The following is a 12,648-nucleotide window of genomic DNA, read 5'->3' as shown; positions in this document are numbered from 1 at the left end:
GCAAGCCCCGCTCAGGCGGCGTCGCGATCGGTCTGGGGACGCGGCGGCTCGGCCTTCTCGGCGACCTTCGCCTCGCCGCGCCGCGACCGCCAGCGATCGACCTCGACCGCAAGAGCCCCGCCGAGGAACACCGCATAGCTCGTCCAGTAGACCCAGAGCAGGAAGACGATCAACGCCCCGAGCGGGCCGTAGATCGTCGGATTGACGATGGTGGACACATAGAGGCTGAAGCCCTTGGACGCCAGCAGCCAGACCCCGCAGGCCGAGCCTGCGCCGATCAGGCTCGCCCGCCAGCTGGTCTCTCCTGCGCGCTGCATCACGAAGCGGTAGAGGAGCACGAGCGCGGTCGCCATGGTCAGCGTGGCGATGGTCCACTCGTTGAACACGCCCGCCGCCGCGTCCGCCGCCTCGCTGCCGAGGCCCCTCAGCAGCGGGCGGATGAGGTTCGGCACGGTGAGCACCAGGATGTTGGCCGTCGCCAGAAGCGCGCCGCCGGCCAGCACCGCGCCCATCGCCAGAAGATTGAAGTGCAGGATGTTCCTGAGATCGCCGCGCCGGGCGATCTGGTTCAGCCCCGCGATCACCGCTTTCGCGCCGCGCGCCGAGGCGAACAGCGCGATCACGAAGGCGATCGCGCCCTGCACCGTCAGCGAGGCGTTCGAGGCCTGGGCGAGATTTGAGAGCTGGGTGTTGAGAAAGCCCGCAGCGCTCGGCGGCAGAACGCCGGTGAGCTGCAGCCGCGTGATCTGATTGAGCGCGTCGTCAGGTGTGAACACCAGGCCGTAGATCGAAATCCCCAGGAGCACGGCCGGGAAGAGCGCCAGCAAGCCGAAGAAGCTGGCCCCGCCCGCAAACAGCATCACCTCGCGCGCCATCATCCGGTCCACGGCGCGCACGACGACGGTCACAATCGGCGAACGCAGGACCGGGCTGAGATGCTGGCGCACCGAGTTGACGAGGCGTGCGGGCGTCATCGCTTTCCTTCAGGCGTCAGGTCTTCACATACGCCTTTCAGCCCGAAGCGCAAACGACGGGCGATCAGATCGCCCCGGCGTCTCTGAGCCGAGCGATGGCCTTCGCGTCGAAGCCCCAGTCTGCGAGCGCGGCTTCCGTATCCCCTCCCGGCTTCGGCCCTGCGCCCTGAATCGCGCCCGGGGTGCGGGAGAAACGTGGGGCGGGCGCAGACTGGCTCACACCATCCACATCCTCGAAGGCCCCGCGCGCGGCCATGTGCGCATGGTCCCTGGCCTCCGCAGGGCTCAGCACCGGCGCAAAGCAGGCGTCGGTGCCTTCGAGAAGCTCGCACCATTCGGCGCGGGTTTTCGATCTGAACGTCTCCTCGAACGCCGTGCGCATCTCCGGCCAGGTCGAGGCGTCGTACTGGTTCTTCATCGCGGGATGATCGCCGAGGCCCAGCTTCTCGATCAGAAGCGCGAAGAATTCGGGCTCCAGCGGTGCGATCGAAACGAATTCGCCGTCCGCGCAGGCGTAGCAGTCGTAGAACGGCGCCCCGCCGTCGAGCAGGTTCTCACCGCGCGCGCCGCCCCACATGCCCATCGCCGAGAGCTGATGGATGGCGGCCATCAGATGGGTCGCGCCGTCCACGATCGCGGCGTCGACCACCTGGCCCTCGCCGGTCGCTTTCGCATGGTGCAGCGCCGCCAGCACGCCCACGGCCAGATAAAGCGAGCCGCCGCCGAAATCACCGACGACGTTGAGCGGAGGGACCGGCTTTTCCTTCGGACCGATCGCGCCGAGCGCGCCGGTGAGCGCGATGTAATTGAGATCGTGGCCGGCCGCATGCGCCAGCGGCCCGTGCTGACCCCAACCGGTCATCCGGCCGTAGACAAGTTTCGGATTGGCCTCGAGCGCCACGTCCGGCCCGAGGCCCAGCCGCTCCATCACACCGGGACGATAGCCCTCCAGCAGGATATCAGCCTGCTTGAGAAGTTCGATACAGGTATCGACGGCTTCTCGCTTCTTCAGATTGAGCCCGATCGAGCGCCGCCCCCTGGCCAGCACCTCCGCCGCGCCGCCGCCGAGCGCGCCGGGACGGTCGATGCGCACCACGTCCGCGCCAAGGTCGGACAGAAGCATCGCGCAAAAGGGCGCAGGGCCCAGTCCGACAAATTCCACCACTTTAACGCCGCGCAAAGGGCCTTGTGCTTGAATGCGTTGATCCATTTCCACGTCCTTTAGGGGCGGCGAGTCGGGAAAATCTGTTGTGGCACTGAACATTGAACGACACAATGCGGGCGGTTCCATGCGGGGGGCGCCTTTGGGACGGGCTTTTTCCATTCTCGTGATCGCGCCGGAAGACGGCGAGCGCGACACCGCTGCGGCGCTCGGTCCGCTCGGGTTCGACACCGCGTTCGCGACGCCCGAGCGCGCCGGCTCTGCAGCCTCAGAGGGCTGTTTCGACGCGGTTTTGAGCTTTGCTCCGCCGACAGACGATCTGTCCGCGCTCGTCCATCTCGCGGTCGGCCATGCCGGCCAGGCCGACGCAAGGCTGCGCGCGCCCGCCCATGCGGTCCAGATCGCAGCGCGGTTGAGGGCGATGATTCGCCTCGACGTGCTCGAAGCGGTCTCGCGCCTCAGGGCGCAGGACGCCGAGAACGCCGGATACCGGCCGGTCCCGCCCGCGTCGGGCGGTGAAGGCTCGACCGTGCTGTTCGTCGGCGCGCCCTGCCCCGGCTTCATGCGGCTTCAGCACGCCATGTCCGGCGCGGACGTGCAGACCGTCGCGGCGTTCTCGACCTTCAACGCGTTCGATTACCTGCATGAGCGCGCCTTCGACGCCGTGGTGCTGAACACCGAGCCCCGGCCCGATCTCGCCCACACCGTCTGCTCCGCCATGCGCCGCAACACCCGGCTCTATCACACGCCGGTCATTCTTCTGACGCGCGGGGACGGCTATCCCGGCGCGGACGAAGCCTTCGCCCGCGGGGCCAGCGACCTTCTGGACACGAACGCGGGATCAGACGAGATGCGCGAGCGCGTCACCGCGCTCACCGCAGAGCGCCGCCGACGTCGTGCGGCCAAGGCGCTGCTCGAAGCCTGCCGCGCCAGCGCGCTCCTGGACACCAACACCGACCTGTTCAACGCCGAGTTCGGCGAACGCCACCTCGCCTCGCTCGCCGACGCGGCGTCGGTGAAGGGCCGCACGCTGTCGATGATCGGGATCGAGGCGACCGCGCCCACGGAGGCGGGCGAAGCTCAGGGGCTGGCCGCGCTCGACCAGTTCTCCGCCATGCTGCGCCACTGCGTGCGCGCGGAAGATCTCGCGGTCAGGTCGGGCGGAACGGGATTTTATGTGGCGCTGCCCAACACGCGGGCGGACGAAGCCCGCCTCGTCGCGTCCCGGATCAGCGCCATCACCGAATGCACGGCCTATGAGGGGCGCGATCCCAGCCGCCCCTTCCGCCTGTCGCTGAGTACGCGGGTTTTCGAGGCCGAACCCGGGCGCACCGGCGCAGATCTCGCCCGCGCCGCGCTCGCACCGTTCGGACCGGTGCCCGTCGCCGCCTACGGCTAGCCGAACTGCTTGAGGATGCGCTGCTTGGAGCGCTGCCAGTCACGCTCCTTCTTGGTCTCGCGCTTGTCGATCGTCTTCTTGCCCTTGGCCAGGCCGATCTGGATCTTGGCGAGACCGCGGTCGTTGAAATACAGCCGCAGCGGCACGATCGTCAGCCCTCCACGGTTCACCGAGCCGGCGAGCTTGTTCATCTCCCTCTTGTGAAGGAGCAGCTTTCTGGGCCGGCGCGGTTCGTGATTGAACCGGTTGCCGCTGTGATAGGGCGGAAAGTCGGCGTTGATAAGCCAGATCTCCCCCTTTTCCGGGCTCACATAGGCCTCGGCGATGTTCGCCTTGCCCTCGCGCAGGGTTTTCACCTCCGTGCCCACGAGTTGGATGCCGGCCTCGAACGTGTCGGTGATCTCGTAGTCGAACTTCGCCCGGCGATTGACTGCGACCAGGCCGTCCTTGTTGCTCTTGTCCTTGCTCATAGAAGGCCGCAGCCTTCCATCGCAGCGCGGACCTTCGTCTTGACCGCGTCGGGGATCTCCACGAGCGGCAGACGCGTGCCGGGTTCGCACAGGCCCAGCAACGAGAGCGCGTATTTCGCCGGACCCGGACTCGGGGCTGCGAACAGCGCCTCATGCAGCGGCTGCAACCGGTCGTTCAGTTTGCGCGCCTCGTCCCACTTTCCATCGAGACAGGCCTGCTGGAACCGGGCGCAAAGCTCGGGGGCCACGTTCGAGCTCACCGAGATCGCGCCGTGCCCGCCATGAGCGTTATAGCCCAGCGCGCTGGCGTCTTCGCCTGAAAGCTGGACGAAGTCCTCGCCGATAAGAAGCCGGTGCATCGTCACCCGCTCGACCTCGCCTGTGGCGTCCTTCACGCCCACGATGTTCGGATGCTTCGCGATCCGCGCCATCGTCTCGGCGGAGATGTCCACGATCGACCGGCCGGGAATGTTGTAGACCACGATCGGCAGGGCGACAGCTTCGGCGACCGCCTCGAAATGGGCCGCCAGCCCGTCCTGGGACGGCTTGTTATAATACGGCGCGACGACCAGGCCCGCGTCGCAACCCACTGTTTTGGCGTGTTTCTGCCATTCCATGGTCCCGGCGGTGGCGTTCACTCCGGTTCCTGCGATCACCGGCACGCGGCCGCGCGTGATCTCCACGGTCAGCTCGACCACCCGGCGGCGCTCGTCCGCCTCCAGGGTCGGGGTTTCGCCGGTGGTTCCAGCCGGCACCAGGCCGTGCGTGCCCGCCGCGATCTGACGCTCGATCAGATCGGCGAACGCCGCCTCGTCCACGGCGCCGTTCTTGAATGGCGTGACCAGAGCCGTGAAGGACCCGCTGAACATCATGCGTCACCTTGAAAAGCCGGAAGAAAAAGGGTCGCGGACCATACGACTGCAAATTCGCTGCGCCAAGACGAAGCGATCGTCATGGACAGGACGTTCACCATACCCCACCTTTCCCTCTGGAAGGGGCTTACCAGCCGGAGGCTTGCCCGCATGATCATTCGATCCGCCGCTCTCGCCGCAGCCCTGCTGACCGCGGCCGCGCCCTGTGCGCTCGCCGACACGCCGGTCCCGCGGTTGAAGCCGGATGCGCCGAACTACTCGGAGGTCCTCAACGACCGGGACTTCGCGGCGTTCCGGCGCGCGATGCGCGCGGCCGACGAGGACGACTGGGAGGCGGTGCGCAGCGCCCGGGCGGACATTTCAGATCCGGTCGCCGACAAGATCCTGCTCTGGCGCATCGCCACCAGCGACCCACGAACCTCCTTCGCCGAACTCGACCTGGCGGTCGATCAGCTCGACGGCTGGCCGCGCGAGTGGGCCGTCCGCCGCGAGGCGGAGTGGAAGATCGAGGAGTCCCGGCTCAGCGACGCGGAAGTCGTCGCCTGGTTCGAGGAACACCCGCCCGTCACCGGCGAAGGCCGCGTCGCCTACGGCGAAGCGCTGATCGATATCGGCCGGGTCGACGAAGGACGCGAGCATATCCGTCAGGCATGGCGCAGCGAGACCCTTCGCCTGTCCAATCAGAGCGAGGTCCTGCGCGAGCACGGCGATCTGTTCTCCCAGGACGATCACGCCGAACGCGTCGACTACCTGCTCTGGTCGGGCCAGCGCACCGCGGCGAGCCGGCTGATGCCTGAACTCACCTCGGGCGACCGCCGTGTCGCCGAGGCGCGCATCCGTCTCGCCGCGCGCGCGGCCGGCGTGGACGGTGCGGTGGACGCCGTGCCCGAAAGTCTTCAGAGCCATCCGGGTCTCGTCTACGAGCGCGCCCGCTGGCGCCGGCGCTCTGGGCTGGACACCTCCCTTCCCCTGCTTCTTGAACTGCCCGGCGAGCACGGCAATGAAGCCGCGCTCGAAGCGATGTGGACCGAGCGCAAGCTCATGATCCTCGATCTCATCCGGGACGGTGATTTCGACACGGCCTATCAGCTCGCCGCCAATAACGGCATGACCGAGGGCGTCGACTTCGCAGATGCGGAGTTCCTCGCCGGCTGGCTGGCGCTGACGAAACTCGGCGAAGCGGAAACCGCTCTCAATCATTTCGAGCGGCTCCAGGAAGGCGTCTCCACGCCGGTCTCGCTGTCGCGCGCGAAATACTGGCAGGGCCGCGCCGCAGAAGCCGCCGGCGATCTCGACCTCGCCCGCGAGCGCTTCACCGCCGCCGCCCAGCACCCGACCGCCTATTACGGCCAGCTGGCCGTGCTGGCGCTCGGCCCCGACGCCGCCGCGCTCGAGCTGCCGCCCGATCCGGTGCCGACCGCCGAACAACGCGCCGCGTTCGAGCAGCGTGAAGCGGTGAAGGCGATGCGCATGCTCGGGGAGATCGACAGCGACTATTTCTTCCGGGTGTTCACCTACCACTACGACGACGAGATGGAGACCGACATCGAGCAGGCCATGCTGGCCGACCTCGCGCTCGACTTCCTGCGCGTGCGTCAGGCAGTGCGCGCGGCCAAGGCCGGCCGGATGCAGGGCATGGTGCTGGCCGAACGCGCCTATCCGGTGATCGATCTGCCCGAGAACGCGCCGATCGTTCCCGAAGCCGCGCTCACCTATTCGGTGATCCGTCAGGAGACCGAGTTCGATCCCCAGGCGGTCTCGGGTGCGGGCGCGCGCGGGCTGATGCAGATGATGCCCGCCACGGCGCGCCAGACCGCCCGGCAGCTGCAGGTGCCCTACAGCTTCCACTGGCTGACCGACGACCCGGACTACAATCTCACGCTCGGCATGGCGCACCTTGAAGAGGTCGTCACCGACTATGACGGCTCGCTGGTGATGGCGCTGGCGGCTTACAATGCGGGCGGTCACCGCGTCCGCCGCTGGGTGGAAAGCTACGGCGATCCGCGCACCGGCGACATCGACCCGATCGACTGGGTTGAGAGCATCCCGTTCTCGGAGACGCGCAACTACGTGCAGCGCGTGATCGAGAACGTGCAGGTCTATCGCGCTCGCCTGTCCGAAGGGATGGCTGCCCCGCTGAACATCGAGACCGACATGACCGGCGGTCAGTTCCGGCGCGACCTGCCGGCCCTTCCCGAGGATTTCGTTGACGCGCTGCGTGAAGCCCAGGCCATGTCCGAGGAAATGGACGAGGAGACCGAGATCGCGCCCGAAGGCCCCTATCTCGGCGATCCTGAGGACGAAGACGGCGAAGCCTCCGGCGCGCCCTTCGGCGGGTCGGAAAGCCGGCTCTAGGCCGAGATCGCGCGGGCGAACACGCCCGGATCGACATTGCCGCCGGTCAGGACCACCACCGTGGTCCGGCCGGCGGTCTCTATTTTCCCGCTCAGCACGGCGGCCAGCGCCGCCGCCCCGCCCGGCTCGACGACCAGCTTCAGCGTCTCGAACGCGTAGCGAACGGCCGCCAGCGCCTCCTCGTCGCTGACCACGCCGACACCTCTCAGGCGGGGCCGGTTGATGGCGAAGGTTATTTCTCCAGGGCTTTCAGAGAGCAGCGCGTCGCAGACGGAGCCCGACTTGCGCGCATTGGTCTCACTTGCGCCGGACACCAGAGACCGGGCGTGATCGTCGAAGCCTTCGGGCTCAGCGCCGAACACCTCGGTTTCGGGCGACAGCTCGGCTGCGGCGAGGTTGATCCCGCCGATCAGTCCGCCCCCGCCGACACAGCAGACGAGCCGGTCGGCGGCCACCCCGAGCGCATGCAGGTCGTCGAAGATCTCAAGCCCCGACGTGCCCTGCCCGGCGATGATGTCCGGATGATCGAAGGACGGGATCAGCGCAGCGCCGGAGCGCTCGCAGAGCTCTTGCGCGATCGCTTCGCGGCTTTCGGTCTCCCGATCATAGAGCCGCAATTGCGCTCCGCGCGCCAGAACCCCGGCCTTCTTGATCTCCGGCGCATCGGACGGCATCACGATGATCGCCGGCATGTCCAGAATTCGCGCGGCCTCCGCGACGCCCTGGGCGTGATTGCCCGAGGAGAACGCGACCACGCCGGCTTCGCGCTGCGCTTCGTCAAGTTTCGACAGAGCGTTGAACGCGCCGCGGAATTTGAAACTGCCGGTGCGCTGCAGGACTTCAGGCTTGATGAAAACCCGCCCGCCGAGCCGCGCGTCCAGCGCAGCGCTGGTCAGAAGCGGCGTACGGACCGCCTCTCCAGCGATCCGCCGGGCGGCGGCGCTGACGTCTTCAAAGGTTGGAATCGCAACGCTCATGGTCGGCTTTTCCACACTGCGCGCAGCGGTTTTTCAAGCGAGAATTTGCGCGTCCGGGTATTGCGCGACGGGCCGGGCGCGACTTTGATGGGCTCGAGACCACCGGGCCGAAGCGCGCTGCGATCAGACGGCGGCCGGCCCGGCGCACATATGAGGGAGGAGACACCATGTTGCGCGGCCAGATGATGGACCGTCCGCTTATGATCGCGGACCTTCTCAAGCACGCAGCCATGAACCACGGCCGCCGGGAGATCGTCTCCCGCCTGCCCGACACCGGCGAAGTTCACCGCTACGGCTATGCGGACTGCCATGCCCGCGCGCAGAAGCTCGCAAACGTTCTGACCGGTCCGCTCAAGGTGAAGCCGGGCGACCGGGTGACCACCATCGCGTGGAACACCCACCGCCATCTCGAGCTCTATTACGCGGTCTCCGGCGTCGGCGCGGTGATCCACACCGCCAATCCGCGCCTGGGCCCTGAGCAGATCGCGTGGATCATCAACCACGCCAAGTCCAAGCACGTCTTCTTCGACGTGACCTTCGCGCCGATCGTCGATGCGATCGCCAAGCACTGCAAGACGGTCAAGCGCTGGGTGGCGATGACCGCCGAGCCGACCAAGCCGCAGATCCAGACCAAGGTCGACGTCTACGAGACGCTGCTGTCGAACGCCGACGACCATTACGAGTGGCCCGAGTTCGATGAGAACGCGGCGGCGGGCCTGTGCTACACCTCCGGCACGACCGGCGAGCCCAAGGGCGCGCTTTATTCGCACCGCTCCACCGTACTGCACGCCCTGATGTCGGCGACCTCCGACGCGGTCGGGGTCGGCGCCGACGGTGTGATCATGCCGGTGGTGCCGATGTTCCACGTCAACGCCTGGGGCGTGCCCTACGCCGCGGCGCTGGCCGGCGCGAAGCTCGTCATGCCGGGCGCGCAGCTCGACGGCAAATCCATCCAGGAGCTGGTCGAGGGCGAGAAGGTCAATCTCGTGCTCGGCGTGCCCACCGTCTGGCTGGGCCTGCTGCAGTATCTGCGCGAGAGCGGCAAGCGCATCGACACCGTCGACAAGGTGCTGATGGGCGGCTCAGCCATGCCCGAGGCGCTGCTGCGCGCCTATCAGGACGAGTACGGCGTGGAGATGCAGCAGGGCTGGGGCATGACCGAGATGAGCCCGCTGGGCACGGTCGGTAAGCTCCTGCCCAAACATGACGATCTCTCCGACGAGGAGAAGATCAAGATCAAGCTCAAGCAGGGCCGGCTGATGTACGGCGTGGACATGCGCGCGGTCGACGACGACGGCAACATCCTGCCGCGCGACGGCCAGTCCGCCGGGCACATCCAGGTGCGCGGGCCGTGGATCATCTCGAGCTATTACCGCGGCGCGGGCCCCGAAGCCTTCACCGACGACGGCTGGTTCCGCACCGGCGATGTCGGCCATATCGACGAAGACGGCTACATGACGATCACCGACCGCTCCAAGGACGTGATCAAGTCCGGCGGGGAATGGATCAGCTCGATCGATCTCGAGAACGCCGCGATGGGCCATCCGGACGTCGCCATGGCCGCAGCGATCGGTCACCGCCATCCCAAATGGCAGGAGCGCCCGCTGCTGATCGTGCAGCCCAGGCCGAACACGAGCCCGACCGCAGACTCCATCCGCGAATACCTCGCCGAGCGGGTGCCGAAATGGTGGCTGCCCGACGGGATCGAGTTCATCGAAGAGATGCCGCTGGGCGCGACCGGCAAGATCCTGAAGACCAAGCTGCGGGACATGTTCAAGGACTACGAGTTCCCCGGCACGGAGACCGAGGGCGCCTGACCGCCCTCGCCTTCGCTTACAGGGAAAGCCCCGGCGCGCTGTGCCGGGGCTTTTTCATAAGGTTACGGCCCTGTCACTTGCGAACCCGCCCGAGCGCCCCTATCTTTATCGAAAATCGATAAAGGGAGCCTCCCCATGGAATTGCTGCTGATCTCCGCGCTGACCTACTTCCTGCCCACCATCGTGGCGCTGGCGCGCGGCCATCACAACGGGTTCGCGATCTTCCTCACCAACCTCTTGCTCGGCTGGACAGTCGTCGGTTGGGTGATCGCGCTGATCTGGTCGGTGACGGCCAGCGAAAAGCGGGTACGGGTCTAGCCGCGCGCCTCTTCCTAGTCTTGGAAGGCCTCCGGCCATTCCTCCGGTTCGAGCACGCCGTCCGCATCAGCGTCGGCCTGCTCCCACCAGCCTTCGGGGTGGTATTCCTCGTAGCCGATGATCCGGTCGTCATTGAGGTCGAAGTCGCGGAACGGCGCGGTTTCGCGTTCGCCGCCGCGGACGACCCAGCAGGTTTCAGCCTCCATGAGGCTCAAATCGTCGCTGGCGTCGAGATCCCAGCCGTGAAAGGTCTCTTCGCGGTAGGCCGTGTACTCGTCGAAATCGACCACCCCGTCCGCATCGGTGTCGGCGGTGTACTCACGGCAGCGCGCCTTGATCATCGTCTGGCGCTGATAATCCTCGACGTCGGGGGCGGGCGTGGGCTGGGCGGCCTGCATCGTGAGCAGCGCCGCGGCGGTGAGGATCGGCATGGAAAGCTCCTTGCGTATCGCTTCGCAAGGTCAACGCACGGCCAGGCGGACCTGTTCAGCGCCTGACATCGCCCACTTAGCCGGGCGGCCATGCCAGGCAGATCATCTGAAATCGCAAATCTGATCGAGGGGTTTCTTGCGAGCGGCGTGCTCGGGATAGGACGCGTCATCGGCCGGATAACCCGTGACGATCAGCATCACAGGCTTTTCCGTAGACGGACGTTCGCAGATCTCGGTCAGAAACCCCATCGGATTGGGCGTGTGCGTGAGTGTCGCCAGCCCCGCCTGATGAAGGCTCGCCAGAAGAAAGCCGCAGGCGATCCCGACGCTTTCGGTGACGTAGTAGTTCTTCTTCTGGTCGCCCGGCTCCGGCCCGCCGCGCTTCTGGCCGAACACCGCGATCAGCCAGGGTGCGGTCTCGAGGAAGGGCTTGTTCGCATCGGTGCCGATCGGCGCGAGCGCTTCGAGCCACTCTTCCCCGGCCTTGCCGGCGTAGAAGGCGCGTTCCTCCGCCTCGGCCGCCTCGCGAAGCTTCGCCCGCAGCGGGCCCTTGCCCAGCACCGTGAAATGCCAGGGCTGGTGGTTCGCGCCGTTCGGCGCGGTTCCGGCGGTGAGGATCGCGGTCTCGATGATCTCGCGCGGCACGTCGCGGCCGGAGAAGTCGCGCACGGTCCGGCGTGCCGCCATCGCCTCGTAAAAGGCGCGGGCGCGTTCGCGCATCTGCTCAGCGGGCAGTTCGGTGAAATCAAGAGGCAGGAGGTTCGGTGTCATGGCCGAACCCTGCACCGAACCGCCCCGCCCTGTCAGCTCACACCTTCCGCCAATCCAGGATCACCTTGCCCGCCTTGCCCGAGCGCATGGCGTCGAAGCCGGTCTGGAATTCCCTGGCCGGCAGGCGGTGGGTGATCAGCTTCGAGACGTCCAGGCCCGATTGCAGCATCGCCAGCATCTTGTGCCAGGTCTCGAACATCTCCCGGCCGTAAATGCCCTTGAAGGTGATCGCGCGCATGATCAGCGATCCCATGTCCAGCGTGAACGGCTTTCCGGGCAGGCCCAGCATGGCGATCTTGCCGCCCATCACCATGTGATCGACCATCTGCTTGAAGGCGGGCTCCGCGCCAGACATTTCCAGGCCGACATCGAAGCCTTCGGTCATTTTCAGCCGGGCGATGACGTCCCTAAGGTCTTCCTTGCCGGTGTTCACCGGCACGGCGGTCGGCGCGACCTGTTCGAGCAGGGCGAGGCGGTCGGGGTTGATGTCGGTGACGACCACGTGGCGCGCGCCGCAATGGCGGGCCACGGCGGCGGCCATGATGCCGATCGGTCCAGCCCCTGTGATCAGCACGTCTTCGCCGACCAGATCAAAGGCGGTCGCGGTGTGCACCGCGTTGCCCAGCGGATCGAGAAAAGCCGCCTGCTCCATCTCCACATCGTCGGGCAGCGGTACGACGTTGAAGGCGGGAATGCGCAGATATTCGGCGAAGGCGCCGGGCATGTTCACGCCCACGCCCTTGGTCTCGGGGTCGAGATGGAAGCGTCCGGCGCGCACCGCGCGCGATTTCTCGCCCACGACGTGGCCTTCACCAGAAACGCGCTGGCCGGGCTTCACCCGATGCACGTCGCGGCCGACCTCCTCGATGATCCCGCCGAATTCGTGGCCGACCACCATGGGCACGGGCACGTTCTTCGCCGCCCAGTCGTCCCAGTTGTAGATGTGCACATCCGTGCCGCAGATCGCGGTCATGTGCACCCGGATCAGAACGTCGTCCGGCCCGATCTCGGGCTTGTCGACATCCTGCATCCACAGGCCTTCTTTCGCTTCGGCTTTGACGAGGGCTTTCATCGGCGGGGGTCCTGGTTCGGCGGAACGGCG

The 12,648-nt window shown here is 66.9% G+C and carries 12 protein-coding genes; 4 read left to right on the top strand and 8 right to left on the bottom strand.

Annotation, left to right across the window (positions count from 1 at the left end; genetic code table 11):
* Positions 1-11: 11 nt before the first annotated feature.
* Together ABL308_12410 and ABL308_12405 are read right to left on the bottom strand one after the other, a co-directional pair.
* A complete protein-coding gene (locus ABL308_12410) occupies positions 12-974 on the bottom strand; it encodes a YihY/virulence factor BrkB family protein (GenBank protein ID XBQ15747.1) in 963 nt (320 codons plus the stop codon).
* A gap of 64 nt (positions 975-1,038) precedes the next feature.
* Entirely contained in the window at positions 1,039-2,184 is a 1,146-nt protein-coding gene (locus ABL308_12405; protein XBQ15746.1) for a CaiB/BaiF CoA-transferase family protein, read from the bottom strand.
* A 94-nt stretch (positions 2,185-2,278) separates the two neighbouring features.
* On the opposite strand from ABL308_12405, the gene ABL308_12400 reads away from it, so the two are divergent.
* The gene (locus ABL308_12400; protein XBQ15745.1) at positions 2,279-3,535 is read left to right on the top strand and encodes a diguanylate cyclase; all 1,257 of its coding nucleotides are present in this window, start codon (positions 2,279-2,281) and stop codon (positions 3,533-3,535) included.
* On the opposite strand, the gene smpB is transcribed toward ABL308_12400, so the two are convergent.
* Both smpB and dapA read right to left on the bottom strand, forming a co-directional pair.
* Positions 3,532-4,005: an SsrA-binding protein SmpB gene (gene smpB, locus ABL308_12395; GenBank protein ID XBQ15744.1), complete on the bottom strand. Its 474-nt coding sequence runs from the start codon at positions 4,003-4,005 to the stop codon at positions 3,532-3,534. The genes ABL308_12400 and smpB overlap by 4 nt on opposite strands.
* Entirely contained in the window at positions 4,002-4,874 is an 873-nt protein-coding gene (gene dapA, locus ABL308_12390) for a 4-hydroxy-tetrahydrodipicolinate synthase (protein ID XBQ15743.1), read from the bottom strand. The genes smpB and dapA overlap by 4 nt, the downstream gene beginning before the upstream one ends.
* A 153-nt stretch (positions 4,875-5,027) precedes the next feature.
* Between dapA and ABL308_12385 the strand changes: the two genes are divergently transcribed.
* On the top strand, positions 5,028-7,232 hold the full coding sequence (locus tag ABL308_12385; GenBank protein ID XBQ15742.1) for a lytic transglycosylase domain-containing protein: 2,205 nt from the start codon (positions 5,028-5,030) through the stop codon (positions 7,230-7,232).
* On the opposite strand, the gene ABL308_12380 is transcribed toward ABL308_12385, so the two are convergent.
* Positions 7,229-8,209: a threonine/serine dehydratase gene (locus tag ABL308_12380; protein XBQ15741.1), complete on the bottom strand. Its 981-nt coding sequence runs from the start codon at positions 8,207-8,209 to the stop codon at positions 7,229-7,231. The two genes, ABL308_12385 and ABL308_12380, sit on opposite strands and share 4 nt — an antisense overlap.
* 167 nt (positions 8,210-8,376) lie before the next feature.
* On the opposite strand from ABL308_12380, the gene ABL308_12375 reads away from it, so the two are divergent.
* The gene (locus tag ABL308_12375; GenBank protein ID XBQ15740.1) at positions 8,377-10,026 is read left to right on the top strand and encodes a long-chain-fatty-acid--CoA ligase; all 1,650 of its coding nucleotides are present in this window, start codon (positions 8,377-8,379) and stop codon (positions 10,024-10,026) included.
* Between the two features lie 135 nt (positions 10,027-10,161).
* Complete coding sequence (locus ABL308_12370; protein ID XBQ15739.1) at positions 10,162-10,344, top strand: superinfection immunity protein; 183 nt, start codon at positions 10,162-10,164, stop codon at positions 10,342-10,344.
* Between the two features lie 14 nt (positions 10,345-10,358).
* Here ABL308_12370 and ABL308_12365 read toward each other — a convergent pair whose 3' ends face one another.
* The 3 genes from ABL308_12365 to tdh all read right to left on the bottom strand — a co-directional run bounded on the left by ABL308_12365 (position 10,359) and on the right by tdh (position 12,618).
* Positions 10,359-10,775, bottom strand: a complete 417-nt coding sequence (locus ABL308_12365; GenBank protein XBQ15738.1) for a hypothetical protein — start codon at positions 10,773-10,775, stop codon at positions 10,359-10,361.
* Positions 10,776-10,877: 102 nt separating this feature from the next.
* Positions 10,878-11,546, bottom strand: coding sequence for a nitroreductase family protein (locus ABL308_12360; protein XBQ15737.1), 669 nt, complete (start codon positions 11,544-11,546; stop codon positions 10,878-10,880).
* A gap of 37 nt (positions 11,547-11,583) precedes the next feature.
* Positions 11,584-12,618 (bottom strand): L-threonine 3-dehydrogenase, encoded by a 1,035-nt coding sequence (gene tdh / locus ABL308_12355; protein ID XBQ15736.1) that lies wholly within the window; start codon positions 12,616-12,618, stop codon positions 11,584-11,586.
* Positions 12,619-12,648 lie beyond the last annotated feature (30 nt).

The sequence above is a fragment of the Oceanicaulis sp. genome, assembly GCA_040112665.1.
Taxonomy (GTDB): domain Bacteria; phylum Pseudomonadota; class Alphaproteobacteria; order Caulobacterales; family Maricaulaceae; genus Oceanicaulis.
This window is presented reverse-complemented; position numbering and strand designations above follow the sequence as displayed.